The sequence below is a fragment of the Asticcacaulis sp. AC466 genome (genome assembly GCF_000495815.1).
Lineage (GTDB): Bacteria > Pseudomonadota > Alphaproteobacteria > Caulobacterales > Caulobacteraceae > Asticcacaulis.
In genome coordinates this window covers 111,846-130,226 of record NZ_AWGE01000019.1, presented here as the reverse complement: position 1 = coordinate 130,226, position 18,381 = coordinate 111,846, and the positions used below count along the sequence as shown (strand labels likewise).

At 60.7% G+C, this 18,381-nt stretch carries 12 protein-coding genes; 4 read left to right on the top strand and 8 right to left on the bottom strand.

Annotated elements, in window-relative coordinates; translation table 11 throughout:
* Window positions 1–599: 599 nt before the first annotated feature.
* Together AEAC466_RS39935 and AEAC466_RS39930 are read right to left on the bottom strand one after the other, a co-directional pair.
* Complete coding sequence (locus AEAC466_RS39935; protein WP_023459560.1) at window positions 600–2,075, bottom strand: M20/M25/M40 family metallo-hydrolase; 1,476 nt, start codon at window positions 2,073–2,075, stop codon at window positions 600–602.
* A 14-nt stretch (window positions 2,076–2,089) separates the two neighbouring features.
* Window positions 2,090–2,881, bottom strand: coding sequence for a competence/damage-inducible protein A (locus AEAC466_RS39930; protein WP_031239316.1), 792 nt, complete (start codon window positions 2,879–2,881; stop codon window positions 2,090–2,092).
* On the opposite strand from AEAC466_RS39930, the gene sfsA reads away from it, so the two are divergent.
* On the top strand, window positions 2,880–3,614 hold the full coding sequence (gene sfsA / locus AEAC466_RS39925; RefSeq protein WP_052025178.1) for a DNA/RNA nuclease SfsA: 735 nt from the start codon (window positions 2,880–2,882) through the stop codon (window positions 3,612–3,614). The genes AEAC466_RS39930 and sfsA overlap by 2 nt on opposite strands.
* A gap of 123 nt (window positions 3,615–3,737) precedes the next feature.
* Window positions 3,738–6,449, top strand: coding sequence for a glycoside hydrolase family 3 C-terminal domain-containing protein (locus AEAC466_RS39920; RefSeq protein ID WP_023459557.1), 2,712 nt, complete (start codon window positions 3,738–3,740; stop codon window positions 6,447–6,449).
* Window positions 6,450–6,473: 24 nt separating this feature from the next.
* On the opposite strand, the gene AEAC466_RS39915 is transcribed toward AEAC466_RS39920, so the two are convergent.
* The 4 genes from AEAC466_RS39915 to AEAC466_RS39900 form a co-directional block, all read right to left on the bottom strand.
* Window positions 6,474–8,504, bottom strand: coding sequence for a M3 family metallopeptidase (locus AEAC466_RS39915; protein WP_031239311.1), 2,031 nt, complete (start codon window positions 8,502–8,504; stop codon window positions 6,474–6,476).
* Between the two features lie 60 nt (window positions 8,505–8,564).
* Window positions 8,565–10,214 carry a phosphatidylglycerol lysyltransferase domain-containing protein gene (locus AEAC466_RS39910; protein WP_031239308.1) on the bottom strand — a complete coding sequence of 550 codons (1,650 nt, stop codon included), beginning with the start codon at window positions 10,212–10,214 and terminating at the stop codon, window positions 8,565–8,567.
* Window positions 10,211–11,497, bottom strand: a complete 1,287-nt coding sequence (locus tag AEAC466_RS39905; protein ID WP_023459554.1) for a tetratricopeptide repeat protein — start codon at window positions 11,495–11,497, stop codon at window positions 10,211–10,213. The genes AEAC466_RS39910 and AEAC466_RS39905 overlap by 4 nt, the downstream gene beginning before the upstream one ends.
* A gap of 67 nt (window positions 11,498–11,564) precedes the next feature.
* Complete coding sequence (locus AEAC466_RS39900) at window positions 11,565–12,293, bottom strand: SPOR domain-containing protein (RefSeq protein ID WP_023459553.1); 729 nt, start codon at window positions 12,291–12,293, stop codon at window positions 11,565–11,567.
* A gap of 67 nt (window positions 12,294–12,360) precedes the next feature.
* On the opposite strand from AEAC466_RS39900, the gene panC reads away from it, so the two are divergent.
* Window positions 12,361–13,206, top strand: a complete 846-nt coding sequence (gene panC, locus AEAC466_RS39895; RefSeq protein ID WP_023459552.1) for a pantoate--beta-alanine ligase — start codon at window positions 12,361–12,363, stop codon at window positions 13,204–13,206.
* Window positions 13,207–13,209: 3 nt separating this feature from the next.
* Here panC and AEAC466_RS39890 read toward each other — a convergent pair whose 3' ends face one another.
* The gene (locus AEAC466_RS39890; RefSeq protein ID WP_023459551.1) at window positions 13,210–13,599 is read right to left on the bottom strand and encodes a DUF1489 family protein; all 390 of its coding nucleotides are present in this window, start codon (window positions 13,597–13,599) and stop codon (window positions 13,210–13,212) included.
* Between the two features lie 258 nt (window positions 13,600–13,857).
* On the opposite strand from AEAC466_RS39890, the gene AEAC466_RS39885 reads away from it, so the two are divergent.
* Window positions 13,858–15,687 (top strand): patatin-like phospholipase family protein, encoded by a 1,830-nt coding sequence (locus AEAC466_RS39885; RefSeq protein ID WP_023459550.1) that lies wholly within the window; start codon window positions 13,858–13,860, stop codon window positions 15,685–15,687.
* 27 nt (window positions 15,688–15,714) lie between these two features.
* On the opposite strand, the gene AEAC466_RS45175 is transcribed toward AEAC466_RS39885, so the two are convergent.
* Entirely contained in the window at window positions 15,715–18,306 is a 2,592-nt protein-coding gene (locus tag AEAC466_RS45175) for a glycoside hydrolase family protein (protein WP_023459549.1), read from the bottom strand.
* Window positions 18,307–18,381: the final 75 nt, after the last annotated feature.

Genomic DNA, 18,381 nt, shown 5'->3' with positions numbered 1-18,381 from the left:
GATTTTCCCAGCCCAAATTCATTCTAGATGCGATGACCGCCTTCCGTTCGAAGCGCTTTGGCCACCTGCCGGCTCGTTCGGCCACCCTCTGCGTGATGCGGGGCATTTCTGCCTTCCGCCTGCAAGGTGCAATGCACCCGCTCGCGCTTTTCACTTGGCACATTGTAAGAGGGAGTGGTGGTGCGGGCGGCCGGACTCGAACCGGCATGGGGTTGCCCCCGACAGATTTTCTTACCACTTCGGCTTTCGCCGCCGCATTGGCGTTCGTGGTCTGGACTATCCCTTCACCGTGCCCTGCTGGGTTTAGGTGCTGCCCGTCTAGTCTCTACACCTTCCGGCTTTCGCCGGCTTGGCTCGGGATTACCAGTTAAGGCTTCCCCGAATTTGAGCAGTTCTACTCATCGGATTTCCCCGATGGCACTCAAGTTTGGTCTAAGTCTGTAGCGTCTACCATTTCGCCACGCCCGCATAACCAAGTCGGCTTATAACGGTGGCACGCCGCCTCTGTCGAGTAGATTTCGACGTATATCCCCCAATGATAACCGTCGCGCGGTTCTGGCAGGTTTGACCGCCAGAACCGCGCAACAGGATGGATCAGGCTACTTGGCTTCCTTGGGCGGAAGCTTGAAACGCACATCTGTATTGGCGATCAGCCACAGGGTCGCCGTGTAGGCCGCAACGTTTTGGCTCAGTTGCTGCGGGTCAACGCGATCGATCGTATCATTGGGCGTATGGTGCGTATCGAAATAGCGATAGCCGTCTTGGTTCAAGTCGAAGGCCGGAACGAAATCGTTCATGGCGCCCGAATCCTCACCGCCGTTCGGCACCGCCTTAGTGTCGATATAGATGCCAAGCGGATAGAGCAGATTACCGATATCGGTGACGAAGGTCGGGTGGTCGGTCTTCATCAGGGCGATATTATTGATCTTGTCGGCACCGAAATCGGATTCGGCGTGGACGACATAGTTCGACAGTTCGGCCTTGTGCGCTTCGCGGAACGCGCCGCCGCCGGTTTCGCTAGTGGGCGAACCCGCTGGCTGGGAGACTTCTTCGGAGCCCCAGAAGACAACGCGGATCGTGCGCTTAGGCTTGAGATCATGGTCGATCATGACCTTGGCGGCGGCCATGGTGATAGCCGTGCCCGCGCCGTCATCGATGGCGCCTGTGCCCAGATCCCAGCTATCGAGGTGCCCGCCGACGACAATGACCTGTTCCGGGTGTTCAGAGCCGACCAGATCCGCCACAACGTTCTGCGACGTGCCCAGGCCTTTGAAAATGCCGGTCGTCGTCATCTTGATGGTGATCGGACCGGCCGTCCCCTTGGCCTGCATGGCATGGATGCGCGACAGCTGCGCGGCGTCCGGCGCGCTGATGGCCATGGATGGAATGCCCTTGCCGTCCGTCCAGGTAGAAGCGCCCGCGTGCGGGAAACGATTATTGTCGGTGCTGAGCGAGCGCATGACAAAGCCGACGGCACCGCGCTTCTGGGACTCAATCGGCCCCTTGGAGCGAACCGTCCCCGACATGCGGCCATAGCCCGACCCATTCGAGGCCTTGGCCATGGGCTGGAGGATGACGACGATCTTACCGGTCACATCCTGCTTTGAGTCGAGGAATTGCTGATAGGTGTCGAACATCACGGTTTCGGCTTCGACCGTCCCGGCCGTAGACCCACCCAGAGAGACCCCCACCAGGGGCTGGGCAAAATCACCGGTGATAGCGATGGTTTCCGGACCGCCGCGCGCCCACACATGGAGCGGGAAACTTTCGATATGGGCGTTTTGGAAACCGAGCGCCGTCAGCTTCTTGACCGCCCATTCCGCCGCGCGCTTTTCGGACTCGCTGCCCGCCGGACGCGGACCGAACCGCGTGGTCAGTTCTTCCAGGAAATCGTAGGCGACATTCGACTTCAATGCCGCATCGCGCAAGGCGGCGGCCTGATCGAACACCGACACGGCCACGGCCGTGCTTGCCATCGGTGCCTTGGCCTTCTGAGGCTTGGCGTCTACCGCGGTAACCGCCGTCAATGCCAGGATAGCGGCCAGGGCGGTGGCCAGTGGGGCGGATGATCTCATGTACATTCCTCAGATTAAGCGGTTATTTCTTCAAAACCGGCCAACGGGTTACGGTCTTTCCCAGACTCCACGACCGAAACTAGAGCCTCTTTCAGCTCATTTACGGCAGCATCCAGCGCATCCACATCCTGGCCGCGCACCACTAGCTGGGTGCCGAATTCACCGTTCAGCGACAGGCCGTACGGATAACTGCCAAGCGACAGCTGCGGATAGCGTCCGTTGATTTCCCGTAAAGCGTCGGCGGCATAGCTTTCACCGACATAAGCCAGTTTGATGGTGCGCGATTTAACCGTCCGGCCGGTGCGCAAACGCGGCGCCACGTCTTCCAGCATAGCTTCCATGATCTTGGGCACGCCCGCCATGACGAAGACATTGCCGATCTGGAAGCCCGGTGCGGCGGATACCGGATTGGCGATCAATTCGGCGCCATGCGGGATGCGCGCCATGCGCCGGCTGTTGTCATTAAGCGCCCATCCCATTTTGAGCGCGCGGTCGGTCAGGGCCTTGAGCGCGGCGGGATGTTCACTGATGGCGACACCGAACGCCTTTGCCATGCAATCGGCCGTGATATCGTCGTGCGTCGGCCCAATGCCGCCGGTGGTAAAAACGTAATCGCAGTCGTCGCGCAACGCGTTAACGGTGGCGATGATCTGCGCTTCGTCATCGTGAACCATGCGCACCTCCCTCAGGTCTATGCCCAGGGCGCCGAGGAATTTGGCGATTGTGTTGACATTGGTGTCGATGGTACGCCCGGACAGGATCTCATCGCCAATAATCATGATGGCGGCGGTTGGATTGGTCGTCATGAAAGGCACTCCGGTGGAAAACCTATTGATCGGCTTCGACGGCCTTATTCAAGGCCGACTGCTCGCCAGATACAAGCGATTCTTCGCCGACATCGAATTGGATACCGGGGAAATCATTACAGCACACTGCCCCAACCCCGGCAAGATGCTGGGCCTCCTGGAACCGGGCACGCCGGCGCTGGTCACCTGGCTCGATGATCCGACCAAAAAACTGTCGTATCGGCTCGAAGCCCTCATGGAGCGCGGGACATGGGTCGGCGTCAACACGCAATGGCCAAACCGGGTCATTGCCCTGGCTATCCGCGACGGTCTGATCCCGGAGGTTGCAGGCTACGGCCACATTCAGCCAGAGAAGAAATACGGGCACAATTCACGTATCGATCTATATGCCAGCGGCCACGCCGCCCTGCCTGACGCCTATATCGAGATAAAGAATGTCCACCTGTCGCGCCGGCCAGGACACGCTGAATTTCCCGATTGCGTAACGGAACGCGGAGCGAAGCATCTCTATGAACTGATAGAGATGGTGAAGGCCGGCTACCGGGCTGTGGTCATCTTCTGCATCCAGAGAAACGATTGCAGCGATTTCGCCATCGCCCGGGACTGTGACCCAGGTTTTGGCCGCGCCTACGATGCCGCTTGCGCCGCCGGCGTCGAATTTATCGCCGTCGCCTGCGCCTTCGCACCGCGCGGGCTCAGCTATGACCGCGCCTTGCGATTCGCCGCAGAATAATAGGTTTGACCAATGTTTCGCCGTGGTCAGATGGGCAACTTGACGCCCGACGGCTTTAAATGTTACCGCTAACGTAGCTATAGGCGCCGTCAGATGCGCCCTCTGTGCACAAAGGAAATGCCCATGACTCGCACCCTGACCCCGGCAGGCCGCCTTTTGGCGTCAGTCGCTCCGTTGGCACTTTTCATAGGCTTGAGCGCCCTTCCCGTATCCAGCCAGGCGGCGACGGCCCCGTCGCCCGCCGAGGCCTATCTCAATAAAAGCCTGACGCCTGAGGCGCGCGCCCGTGATCTGGTCTCGCGCATGACTTTGGAAGAAAAAGCCGCGCAGATGCAGGACAATGCGCCAGCCATTCCGCGCCTTGGCCTCAAACGCTATGGCTGGTGGAATGAGGTGCTGCACGGCGTTGCCCGCGCGGGCCATGCCACCGTCTATCCCCAGGCCATAGGCCTGGCCGCCACATGGGACGCCCCCTTGATGCACGACATAGGGGACGCCATCGCAATTGAAGGCCGCGCCAATCACAATGCCGCCCTCGCCCGCGACCCGTCCGGCACCGACCGCTATTTCGGCGTCAACTACTGGTCGCCCAATATCAATATCTTCCGCGATCCACGCTGGGGACGCGGCCAGGAAACCTATGGCGAAGACCCTTACCTGACGGGGCACATGGCCGTGGCTTTCATTCGCGGCATTCAGGGCGACGGCACCCTCCATTACAAGGGCATCGCCACGCCGAAGCACTTCGTCGTTCATTCCGGTCCCGAACCGTTGCGCCACGGTTTCAATGTCGACGTCTCGCCGTTCGATCTCGAAGACACCTATACGCCCGCCTTCCGCGCCGCCATCGTGGACGCAAAGGCCGACTCGTTGATGTGCGCCTATAATGCCATCGACGGTTTCCCGGCCTGCGAAAGCCCGCTACTGCAACACCGCCTGAGGGAAGACTGGGGTTTCAAGGGCTTCGTCGTCACAGATTGCGATTCGATCGACGACATGGTGACCGGGCATAAGAAATATCCCGATGCGGCCTCGGCCTCGGCGGCGGCGGTCAAGGCCGGCGCCGATCTCGATTGCGGCTCGACCTACAAGGCCCTGCCCGACGCGGTGAAGCGCGGCCTGATCAGCGAAGGCGAACTTGATGTTTCGCTGGAACGGCTAATGACCGCGCGCATTCGCATGGGGTTGATCGACGGCGGCAAATATGACGCCATCCCCGCCAGTGAGATCAATTCGACAGCCCATCGCGCCCTGGCGCTACGCACCGCCGAAGAGGCCATCGTCCTACTGTCCAACCCCAAAGGCCTGCTGCCATTGACGGGCGGCGAACGGATAGCCGTCATCGGGCCGAACGCCCAGCTGTTGCAAAGCATAGAAGGCAACTACACCGGCGCGCCAGTAAATCCCTCCCTGCCGCTGGATGCCATGCGAACCGCGTTCGGCGCTCAAAACGTCAGCTATGCGCCTGGTGCCCCACTGGTTGACGGTATGCGCATGCCGGTGCCGGAAAGCTTCCTGCATCCCGCCGCCGCAAGCGCCGTTGCCGGACTAAAAGGCGAATATTTTGACAACAAGACGTTTACCGGCACGGCCAAACTGACCCGTGTCGATCCGGTGATCAATTTCGATTTCTATCGCACGGCGCCCGACGGCTTCGAGCCAATGAATTTTTCCGTGCGCTGGACGGGGGTTCTGGTGCCGCCGGTCGCCGGAACCTACAAGCTGGGCTTCCGGATGCAGCCACCGCGGCAAGGCCAGCCCATGCCTGAGGTGAAGGTTTGGGTGGATGGCAAGCTGGTCATCACGCCTGAACTGGCCCAGGCCGCCGGCAAGGATCAAGCCTATTGCGGGGGTGGCGCCTGCGCCCAACCCCCGATGGCACCGGTCGCCATCACTTTCACCGACACGCGGCCGCACGACATTCGTATCGATTACGTGCGGGCAGCCGAAGACCGCTCCATCTCGCTGGACTGGGTAGCGCCTGTTCAGCCTTTGATCGACGGCGCTGTCGCCGCGGCCAGGGCCAGCGATATCGTCGTGGCCTTTGTCGGCCTGTCGCCGGATCTGGAAGGCGAGGAAATGGCCGTCAACTATCCCGGCTTTTCCGGCGGCGACCGGACCAGCCTGGCCCTGCCTGACACGCAGCAGCAGATGCTCAAGGCGGTAAAGGCCACAGGCAAGAAACTGGTCGTCGTCTACCTGACTGGCGGGGCAATCTCCGACCCGTGGGTCGAACAAAACGCCGATGCCGTCGTCCAGGCCTGGTATCCGGGCGAAGCGGGCGGTGAAGCCATAGCCCGTGTGCTGACCGGCAAGGTCAGTCCGGCGGGCCGCCTGCCCTACACCGTCTACCGCGACGTCGCCGATCTGCCTGCCTTCGAAAATTATTCCATGAAGGGCCGCACATACCGGTATTTCGACGGCCCTGTACTATACCCCTTCGGACACGGCTTGAGCTATACGCACTTCGCCTATGCCGACCCCAAACTGTCGGCACCGGCGATCACGGCCGGTGAGACTGTGACAGCCAGCGTCACCGTACGCAATGCGGGCAAGCGCGACAGCGACGAAGTGGTGCAACTCTATGTCGCCAAGCCAGGCGATGCGGCCAAACCCGTTTTGGCGGGCTTCAGCCGCGTGCATCTCAAGGCCGGTGAAAGCCGCGTCGTCAACCTCAAACTGGATAGCCGCGCCCTGTCGCAGGTCGATGCCCAGGGGACGCGGAAGGTCGTACCCGGCGCCTACACCGTCAACTTCGGTGGCGGTCAGCCGGGCCATGCTGAAACGGTGTCAGCCGGGTTGACCGTCACGGGTGAGACCAACCTGCCGAAATAAGCCCCGACGCGTTGTGCGCTTAGATCATCCCTTTTGCGCCAGTTCGTCCTTGAAGGCATCGAGGCTGAGCGGCCGGCCGAGGAAGTCCTGGATCAATGCGTTGGCGTCCTCCGAGCCGCCGGGTTCCAGCACCAGCTTACGATAGCGCACGGCCGTCGCCGGGTTTCGGATGCCATCCGCCTTGAACCGGGTGAACAGGTCGAGCGCGATCGCCTTCGACCAGACATAGGTGTAGTAGATGGCGGAATAGCCATCGAGATGCCCGAACGCGGCATAGGAGTGAGTGCCCGGCACCGGCGGGAACAAGGAATAGCGAGCGATCTGTTCGTCATACATTTTCGACAGGTCGAAATCCGGCTTGCGATTATAGAAGTTGAGCGAAACGGCGGCGTAGGCGAGTTGCCCCTTCCACTGTCCCGCTTCCCCGAACCGGCGACCGGCATTCATCTTTTTGACCAGGGCTTCGGGAATGACCTCGCCCTTGCTGTTGGACGCGAAAGTTTTCAGCGTATCGTAATCCCACGTCCACTCTTCCAGAAGCTGCGACGGCGCTTCGATGAAGTCCCATTGCAGATTGCCCATCGACTGGACGCCATAGCGGGTGTGGCCTGAATAGAGGGCATGGATCAGGTGACCAAATTCGTGCAGGAAGGTCGTGACGTCGTCATGATCCATCGGCCCCGTGGCGGGGAAATTACACACCAGGGCGCCGACGGGCACCTGACGACCTTCGATACCGGTGCGGATCGGGAACTGGGCGGCGTGGTTGTATTTGCCTTCGCGCGGGCTCATATCGAGATAGAACCGGCCGACCAGCGTTTTGCCGTCATAGAGTTCCCACGCTGTAACTGACGGGTCCCAGACCGGTGTTTTCCACGGACGGAAATCGGCGCCGAACAGGTCGTGGATCAGCTTGAAAATACCCGTACGTGCCTTGTCGAGCGTGAAATATTCGCGCACCACCTCGGCATCCACGTCGTATTTCTGCTTGCGCAAACGGTTCTGCATGTAGGCATTGTCCCAGCGCTGCAAGTCCGTGATCGACGGGTCGATCGTCCGCGCAAAGGCGAGCAGTTCGGCATAGTTGGCATCGGCGCCCGGCTTGGCGGCGACATTGACATCGTCCAGAAAGCGCGCGGCGCGTTCGGGCGAACCGATCATCTTGTCGGCGGTTATCAGGGCGGCGTAGTCGCTGTAGCCTAAGGTCTGAGCCAGTTCGTAGCGCTTTTCCAACAGCGTCTTGAGCGTCGCTTCATTGGCCGGGTAGCCACGATTGGAATAGGCCATCAAAACCTTGCGGCGGGTTTCGCGCAGGGTGGCAAAATCGAAGACCGGCAGAACGTCAGGATAGGCGAAGGTGAGATGGACGAGACCATCGGCACCGGGTTTATGTGCAGTGATATAATCCTGCGGCAGGCCGGCCAGGTCTTCGGGCTTAAGCGCGATGTCGCCGGTATCGTCGCGAATATTTTTGGCGAACAGAATGCCCGTCTCGGTGATTTCCGTCTGCAAGGCGGTCACCCGCGCCCGGGTAGCGTCGTCCTTGTCGACGCCGGCCAGACGATAATTGGTCAGCATCTTGTCAAGCGAGAACCGCGTCTTCGCATCAAGGCCGGCCGTCGGTATCGCCGCTAGGCGATCATAGATGGGCCGGGACAGGGATACGGCCGTCGCGAGGTCCGATATCTTCGGCAAAATGGCTTCGGCCGCGTCGCGCACAGCCTTTATGGGGCTGGTCTGCGACACAAGATAGAGCTCGCTGCTACCGTCGCTCAGGATGAGGGATAGCGTATCGAAGGCCGCAAAATCATCGACCAGGGTCGCCGGCCCCTTGCGGGCTTCCAATGCCGCCTTGGCCTCATTGGCCAGAGCCAGGGTGGCATTGCCACGCGCGGTGATGGCGTCGGCCGTTGTGTCGGTCAGGTGCGATTGTGCCAGAAAGGCGTTCACCTTGGCGTCAAACGCGGTCGGCTTGGCCCGCACGGACAGGGCGGTGGTGGAAAGCAGGCCGGCGGCCAGGGTGAGACTCATGAAATGGCGACGGTGGAAAGACATGAACAGCGCGCTCCCTATGATCAGGGGCGAAGTGTTAACCGCTTCTAGTTCTGCGCGCAATCATCTCTGCTCTCCGCCGACCTCGCGTTTCTTGGGGGCCTTGGCCCCCAGGGCTACGACGGCCATCAGCGCCGGCATCAGCGCTGCCTCCTGGCCTGGCACTGCGAAATAACGCGGCTGCCAGTCCGGCTTGAACTTCTCTTTGTAAGCGCGCAGCCCCGCAAAATTGTAGAAATCGCCACCGACCTGGTAAATGACAGCCGCAATCTTATACCAGGCGCGGCTGAGCGGTTTGGCGTCAAGACCACCCAAGGGCGCCATACCGAGCGAGAAATGGCCGTAGCCCTGATCACGGGCATAGAGGATCAGTTGCAGGAACAGATATTCCATCACGCTGGGTGGTGAGCCTGGTTCGTATCGCATCAGGTCCAGGGTCAGAAGCGTCCTGTCCTGGGTCGGCCACAGGTTGGCGAAGGCGACGATCTCGCCGTTAATCCTCACCACCGCTACCGGCGTCAGACGCACATAGTCGGATTGGAAGGATCCCAGGGAATAGCCCTTTTCCTTAGCGGACTTCGTCTTTAACCATGCATCGGAAACCGCCTTCAGCCGCGGCATGTGCGGATCAAGGGCTTCCGGCGCAATGACCTCAAACACCGCGCCCAGGCTTTCGAACCGTTTCAGGGTCTGACGGAAGCCGTATCCCTTCTTGCCCGCCAGATCGAAGGTGCGGGCATCGACCAGGGCTTCCTCCCCGACCTTATAGGGCCACAGCCCCAAGTCGAGAACCAGCGGCAACATGGCCGGGCTGATCTGATAGAAGCTGAGGCGGGCATTGGCCATGGAGGCCATTTCCTTCAATTCCCAGCACAAGGCGACGGTTTCAGCGCGCGGACCAACCGGCTCTCCCATAACCACCCACTGCTTGCCCGAAACGCCATACATAAGAAATGCCGTCCTGTCGTCATTCCACAGGATGTGCTTGTCGCGCAGGAGCGCCAGCCAGGCCTGGGGATTGGAGGCTTCTGCCACCACCGCCTTCAACTGTTCTACGTCTTCCGCTTCGGGCATAGGCGGCGTACGCCGGGCGATACCGAACAGACGATACAGCGCCAACAAAACAATAGTCACCAACATGATGACTACACCGCGCAGGAAGCGGGACGTGTTGGCGTGGTAGGAGAAGTTGCTCCACAGCGACTGGGCGTAGGGCACATGCTTGTAAACGAAAAAGCCCAGCCAGATAATGAAGCCAAGGGTCGCCAGACTTACCAGCGGCCACACCGGATTGACGGACATGCTAAGCAGGTTCGAGCGCCGGTTGAAGGCGCTTTTGCACGGTATCAGCAGCATCGCGCAAATCGCCAGGGTCGCCGCCGGGACGAGCGCCAGCTCGCGTGTAAACGAGAACACCGCGCCGGCACTCAGCAGCGCAATGGCCATATACCAGGCGGTATCGATACGCTCCCAAAGACCGCGCGCGACGAAGATCATCAACACACCGATGACGGTGCCGATGGCGTGCGAAAATTCGACGAGACCCAGCGGCAGGGATCGTTCCACCAGCGGCATCACATCCGGGTCGATAGGCGTCAGTACGGACACCAGGAGCAGGCTGCCGATGACGAACAGCATCATGGCGAATATCTTAGGGATAAGCCGTGTCGCGCTGTCGAAGAGAATGTGACGAAGGTCCGGACGTGTGGTCAATCGAGAACCCAATTGAAAGTGATTTCGAAGTCGCGTCCGACCAGGGGCTGGTCGGCGTCGTCGCGGTCAACCTTAACGATGATGTCCCGGTCAAGGAAGCGTAGAATAGCGGTATTGAACCCGTAGCCGAAAGGCTCCTCCGTTACCGGCAAGCAATCCGTGACAGTCAGCTGTGCAGAAATATGGCAGACAACATCGGATTGGCCTTCGACATCGTCATTGGCCGCCTGGTCTGGATAGAAATCGTCGGCCTGCGCCATATAGTCCCAGAAGTCGGTCTCGACGGTCGGCAATCCGTTTTGCGGCGGCAGTCGGACGAAAGCGAACTTTTTCGGGAGATTGTTCAGGTTCAGCATCGGCGGCAAGGCCTTCAGCGCCGCCGGGTGCGCGTCGAGCCATGCCTGGGCAACCGTCGAACCCCGCAGGGCGCCATAGCGGTAGAGCCGGGTAGCGGCAATCACGTCCTTTTGCCCGTCATAGATCGCTGCCATGTGTTCGACCGCCGCCAGCGAGCCGCTGGCCATGGCCTTGCGGAACCAGCCCGCCCGCTCTTCGGGCGTGGCCGACAAAGCACCAAGCCGATCCATGGCCTCCGCATTTTCCCGCTGCGCAGCCATTTCGTACTGCATGCGCGCATGAGAAAGGTTTGGACTCCCCTCCAACCCCTGCTCGAAAATCAGTCCCTGAGCATAGAGCGCCTTGCCGCCACCGGCCGTTCCCGCCAACCAGCACAGGCTGTCTGCCCGTTTGATATCGCGCGCCCGCTCCTCCCCCAGTACATATAAGAGGCACAATTCGGCCTGAGCATCCGAATTGCCGAGCGTGGCGGCCTTTTCATACCACCTCAAGGCCAGGTCGCGGTTGCGTGCGACGCCATGCCCGCCGTCATAGACGCGGGCGAGCAGAACCTGAGATGCCGTATCTCCGCCCTGAGCCGCCAGGCTCAGCCATCGGAAGGCTTCCGCCTTTCCGAGATGGTGGCGACTGGGAAAATAATAGCTCCCGAGCCAAACCTGAGCGGCGAGATCGCCCTTTTCGGCGGCATAGATCTTATCGCGCACCTTCACGGCGTTCAATTCTCGGCCAACAGCCTTGCGTGCCGATGTAATGGCGGCGCGCGCAGAGGCGTCCGGTTCAGGTGCGACGACATCCTTGAGCGTATCGATTGGCTGCCCCTGTACCGATTTGGGCGGCAACGGCGTATTGACGGCGAAAGCGGCGAACGGCGTCGCCGCAACGGCCAGTATGGTCGCACATATAGAAAATCGCGCTATCGTCCGCATGGCCCACCCCGTTGAGTCGACCGTATTCACCACACTTCGGCGTCGCCGACAAGCTTAGCCCGCCTTCTTAGCCCGCCTTGGCGCACCAGTTGTCACGAATATCCAGTTGTCGGCACAGGGATCTGGCCTGATCCTCTCCCGCCACGGGACCGAGCTTTAGACGCACCATAGGCTTGCCTGCGGCCGTGGTAATTTTCTGATAAGTAGGCTTATACTGTTCGACGCCGGGATAGCGCGCCTGCAATCCCTGCCAGGCATCACGCGCCGCGTCCGCCGTGCCGAAGGAACCGACCTGAATAAGACGGCCCGACGCATTGGCATTTTGCATCTGTTCATTGGCCGCCATGGCCTGGGCAGGCTTAGCCCGTATGTCCTTGGTCGTTTGGGGGGGCGTCGCTTGGGTGGCAGGCGCTTCCGGGGCCACGGGACGCGCCGTCAGGTCGCCCGGAACACCGGTGTCGAGAGGCTGGCTATCACCACCCGGCGGCAAGGACAGCGGATCGACGATGGCGATCTTGAACTTCGGATTGGCGATCGGACCGTCGCCCTTCCTGAGCAGTCCGCCCTTGCCCACAGTCAGGTCCTTGGCCGTATTCACCACCAGCTGCACATCTTCGCGGCTGATGCTTTTCGCATCCGCACCATCGGCTGGCGCGCCACGGGCATCCACCGGCACTTCCTTTATACGAGCAAGGGATTGCGTCAGCGTGCGGTTGTCACAGGCGGTCAATCCCGCTGTTACGGCAACGGCAGTGCACAAAATCAGCGCTTTACGAAGGGGGGCAAGATCGGTCATAACCCAGATTATGCGCCAACCCGGCCAAAAAAGGGTTAGCGACTATGGTTAATGACGGATTATTGATATGCCGGATACCGCCCAAATGCCCTTCAATACCACGCGTGTCCGCACGCTTCCCGCCTTACGCTCTGCCATAGGCACCCTGCGTGACGGCGGCCGCACCATAGGCTTCGTGCCGACGATGGGCGCTTTGCATGACGGCCACATAGCGCTTGTCCGTCACGCCAAATCCCTGTGCGACACGGTGGTGGTATCAATCTTCGTCAATCCGCTGCAATTCGCCCCGACCGAGGATCTCGACCGCTATCCGCGCGACGAAGCCGGCGATGTCGCCCGCCTTCAGGCCGTGGGCTGCGATCTGGTCTATCTGCCGACGCCCGATGTTCTCTATCCCAAGGGTTTTGTGAGCCGTATCGAGATGACAGGGCCGGCACTCGGTCTCGAAACCGATTTTCGTCCTCAGTTTTTCTCGGGCGTCGCCACAGTGGTGTCGAAACTGTTCAATCAGGTTCGACCGGATGTCGCGGTATTCGGCGAAAAGGATTTCCAACAGTTGGCAGTGGTTCGCGCCATGGTGCGCGATTTCGACATGGGCATTGATATCGTGGGGATGCCGACAATACGTGAAGCCGACGGCTTGGCGCTGTCGTCGCGCAATGCCTATCTCAGCGCCGACGAGCGCGCCGTTGCGCCCGAGTTACACACCGCGCTCGAAGCTATCCGGGACGGCGCGAAGACGATCGACCAAGCCAAAGCCGGTCTGGTGGCCGCCGGGTTCGGTCAGATCGATTACATCGCCCTGCGTGACGCGGACACCCTTGGCGAGGTAACTAGCGATACCCGGACTAAGAGGCTTTTGGCCGCCCTGTGGCTTGGCAAGACGCGTCTGATCGACAATATCGCGGCCTGATATCTACCAGACGCCGGCTTCCTTGAGCGCCCGCTGCATATCGGGCGGCAGATCCGTTTCGCCTTCGACGATATCGCGCGGCGCCTCATCGGGCTTGAGATAGCGCCACCCCTGAAACGGGCGGCGCGGCTGGGCTTCGGTCAGGATGTTACGTGTGCGCAACCCGATGCGCCAATGGTCGGCGTCTTCATCGAACGAGACGATTTCGCGCCGACACAGGATCACGCCCTTGATCACCCAGTACAGCGAACCGCCATCCAAAAGCTCTTCCCAGCGGGTCGGGCGATTGCGCGTATGGATGTAGGAAATGTCGCCGCGCGCGCGCTCCCATCCCAGCAGATCATCCAGGCTGTCGGCCCCTACGCACAATTTTACCAGATGAATGTCACTCAAGCGGAACGAGCACTTTCCAAAAAGTGTGACGCACTTTTTGGATTAAAAAGTGCGCAAAAACAAAAGCGAGAGCATTTATCCGATTCACTAGGTTCGGGAAATGCTCTAGACCTTAACACGGTTAAAAAACAGGCTTAAATATTTAGAAGCAAATCAGGCGCACTGCTATAGCCAAGCCTGAAAAAAGTGTCCGGCGGCTCAGCGTCTACGCGCGTGCTGGCCCGGAAAGTGCCTAAGGAACGTTTGACGTAAACACATATGGCGAAAGACAATCCTTCCCTGCAAAGCGCCCTGGAAAGCCTGTTCGGCACCACATTGGGCCAGAGCGCAAGCCTTATCTCCCTGCCCGGCGGGTCTCAGTTGTTTAGCGCCGGGGACGAATCCGATCACCTGTACCTGCTACGCTCGGGCCGCCTCGGCGCCTTCCGCCACGACGAGGATCATGACGAACTATCATTGATCGGCATTATCCGTCCCGGTGAGCCGGTCGGTGAAATGTCACTCATCGCCGGAACGCAACATACCTCAACGGTCATCGCCCTGCGCGATTCGGACCTGCTCGCCATGCCGCGCGACGATTTCTTCGCCGCCATGGAGTCGCGTCCCGAACTTACCCTGGCCTTGTCGAAGAAGATGATCGAACGCGCCAAGCGCGAGACGCCCAATGTCACCCCGAACGTCTTCGCCTTCTACGCCATGTGCGACTTACCGATCCGTGACATTGTCGAGCGGGTTGCGGTTCAGATCCGTGCGCTTGGCTACCGCGTAACAGTCATCGACAAGACCTTTCACGGCACGACACCCGAAGCCTTCAGCCAGATCGAGGCAGAAAACGACTATGTGCTGCATGTCGCCGAGTCCCACGAAAGTCACTGGCGGCTACTGAGCGCCCGCCAGGTCGATCACGTCTTTCTGTTGGCGGATGGCGAAACCGCTCCCGATGCGGCAGCCAGCGCCTGGGAAAAATCCATTCTGCATCGGGCGCCTGATCTGATCCTGCTCTATCCCGCCACCATCGCCAAGGCGCATATACGCGGCCGGACCAAGGCGTGGCTGGACGTCATAAAGCCGACGCGCTGGTTTCACATTCATACGGACGATGTCAGCGATGCGGCCCGGTTGGCGCGTATTGTTGCCGGCCACAGCGTCGGCGTGGTCTTTTCCGGCGGCGGCGCGCGGGCCTTTGCCGAAATCGGGGCGATTCAGGCCTTGCGCGAAGCCCATATTCCCGTCGATTTCGTCTGCGGATCATCCATGGGCGCCATCCTGGCCGCGACCCTGGCAATTGGCTGGGACGAGGCGGAGATCGACGAACGAATACGCGATGCCTTCGTTAACACCTCGCCACTCGACGATGTCATTTTCCCCTTCATCTCTATGGTGTCGGGCGCCAAGGTCGATAAACGGCTGGAAACACATTTCGGCGATCTCCAAATCGAAGACATGCCCCTGCCCTATTTCTGCCTGTCGTCCAATCTGACGACCGGCGTCCTGAAGGTCCACAAGACGGGATTACTGCGTCGGGCGTTGCGAGCTTCCATTTCGCTGCCAGGCGTACTACCGCCCGTGGTGGAAGATGGCGAAGTGCTGGTCGATGGCGCGGTAATGCGGTCTTTCCCCGCCACGATGATGCGGAATACGCACCTCGGCACCGTCATCGGCGTCGATGTGACACGGGCGCGTGGCCTCGACCCCCGCGCACTGAGTATGCCGAAAAACCTGGGCTCGTGGTTCGCCAGTGGCGACTGGCGGCGCGGCCCGCCGATCGTCTCCGTCATGATGCGCTCAGCCACCATCACCACCGCCGCCGACCTCGCCCTGTCGCGCGCGGCGACAGACCTGCTGATCATTCCGGAACCGGAAGGCGTCGAAATTCGTGATTGGAAGGCCTATGATAAGGCGGTAGAGAGCGGCTATCAAACAACCGTTGCGACCCTGAGCCAACTCGATTCACCGGTGACGACCCTTCGCAAGATCGGCAAGAGCATCCATCCCAATATTCCGGCTTTCACACCCGACGATTCCTACGTTGCGACGGCCAAGGAAGTTCCGAAAAAGCAGGGCAAGACGCCCCGTCAAATAGGATGATGTGCGTTACGCTTTTCGCAAAGCGTTCTAATCCTTTAGCCCGCCAAGGCGCTTCATGATCAGCCATACCGATATCGAAACACATAGGATGCCCACTGCGGCTGTGGTGACGGACAGGAAGGTATAGTTTTCGGCGATACCGTTTCGGATGACCGCCTGATCGTGGGTGGCTTGCCACCAGGCGGCAGTCGCTACGCCCAAACATCCGAGGCCGACCGCACTTGCCGATGCGGGCCATAGTGTCTTCACAATCATTTCCCACCAGGTCAGCCCCTCTTCCTCGTGCGCCTCCGACGATAGGGCAATCCGGTCGCCATTCATCATCCAGGCTTGGCTGTCGTCCTCGTACGGTTCGGCATAGGTGCCGACCGGCGCACTGGATGAAGGTGCGGCGCGCAGGAAAGGCTGTTCGGGTTCAGGATAGAACGGATGGGCGGCCTTGGCTGGTGTTTCATAATCCTGGGGCAGCGGGCGCTGCATCTGTTCGCGCCAGTTCAGACCGGCCAGTTCGGCGGCGTGGGGCGCATTGGACGGGGCAGACATATTGACGGGCGCGGGACGCGGCACCTCGACAACCTGCGGCGTATGCACCGACGGCGCGGCTGGAACCGGCTTGGCGTACGGATTTAGCGCGGTGATAACAGGTGGCGCCATAGTGGTGGGATTGCCCGGCGTATAGGAAACGCCCGGCGCGTCGTCGTCTTCCGGCGCTTGTGCGGCTTTTCCAAGCGCTTCCGCCCGGGATGACAGCTCAAAGGGGGGCGATTCGACCGGCGAGGGAGAAATCACGCTATGGTGCGTGAACGTCGACTCGGGATCGGCGACCGGCGCCACTACCGCCTGTGCCGCTGTAGGCGCAGGCGAAGGGCTAGCGGATAAAGGGCGGCCGAGAGTTCCACCTCCGTACGGTGAATAGAGACGCATTAACGCCGCTGCGGCCTCGGCCTTGCGCTGCTTTTCGGCCTCTTCCTCAGGTGTCAGTTGGCTGACCGGGGTCTCAACCGGTTGCGCGACCTGCTGGCGGGCGCGATCCTCGGCCTCGCGACGGGCCTGTTCGGCAAGTTCGCGCTCTTTTTGCTCGCGCGCCAGATGTTCGCGATTTTCAAGCTCAAGACGCTCACGGTCAAGACGTTCGCGGTCCCGACGTTCTGTCTCCTGACGCTCAAATTCTTGACGTTCAAGTTGTTGGCGTTCAAACTCTTGACGTTCATGGTCCTGGCGTTCCCGCTCGAGCCGGGCCTGCTCCCATTTCTCTTCCTGGATACGGGCCTGCTCCAGACGTTCGCGTTCCAAGCGCGCCTGCTCAAAACGTTCCCGCTCGATACGTTCCTGTTCCAGCCGCACCGCCTCTATGCGTAACTGCTCCTGGCGGGCGGCTTCCTGACGGGATTGCTCGGCACGCTCTTCTTCCAACCGCAACTGCTCCAGGCGAATTTGCTCGGCACGCCACTGATCCATCCGCTCCTGATCGAGACGGACCTGCTCCAGCCGGGCGGCTTCAAGGCGCGCAGCCTCTTGGCGGGCCGCTTCCTGACGCGCCATTTCCTGAATATGCATCTCCTCACGGACGCGCGCCTCTTCACGCAGGCGGGCCTCCTCACGCAAACGGGCATCTTCGGCGGCACGGGCGGCAGCCATCGCGTCTTCGCGCGCTTGCGCCTGCTGGCGTTGCTCCTCCTGGGCACGGCTGATGGCCGCCTGAACCTCGGCGCTCATTTGCGGTTCCATAGGTGCAGCCGGCGGAACCTCTCGCATGGCCTGGCTGGATATTGCTCCCTGCGGCAGATGCTCGACCACCAGTTCCTGGGGTGGGATGTAGGGCGAAACGTCTGCCACACGGACAACGGTCGGCTTTTCAGCGGGCACCGCCTGCGCGGACGGAGCGGCATGCGGTGCGCCCAGATCGATAATTTGACGGTCTTGTGCCGCAGGTGCCAGGGGAACTGGTGTGTGGGGCGCAGGAGCTACAGGCGCAGCCGGCGATGGGCTGGCATAGGGATTGAGATAGACGGGGTTCGGCGCCGCGGGCGAGGATACATAGGTCTGAGACGGCGCGCTATAGGGTGGCGGCGTCACAGGCTGTGTCGGCGCTTCGACCGGCGTTGCGGGCGAGAAGGCGGTATCTTCGACAGGCCGTCCAAGCGTGGCCGCAGAATGGCTCACCTCTTCGGGTGTCAAAAAGAGATTCTTTTCGGCTGCCCGACGACGGATCAATGGGGCCAACACATAGGTCTGACCGTTGAATTCCGCCGAGCGCCAGCTATCCATCGCCAAAGCAGCGTCCGCAAAGCGGCCTTCATTGATACGCTTCAGGACAGTGGACTGAGCAAAATTGTCGGCGCCGATATTGAAGCAGAAGGATACAAGGGCATCGAACTGGTTCTGGTTCAATTGCGTCAGGACCAGGCTATTGATCGAGTCCACGATCGGCAGCAGATCGAAGCGCAACAACGCATCCGCGTCTTCCTGAGTGACGCGAGCGCCTTCACGAGCCGAGAAGGTGTGTCCATAGCCGAGCGTCCAGCGGCCGTCTGGCAGACGGGCCGCAACCGTGCGCAATCCTTCAAAACTCTTGATGAGCTCGACCCCGGCGCGGGAGACTTTATGACGCGCTCTCATCCCTGATCCTTGAACCCCAAATCCAGCATCCGGCGGATACGAACATCTCCGCCAGTGACCCAAAACGATACAGTT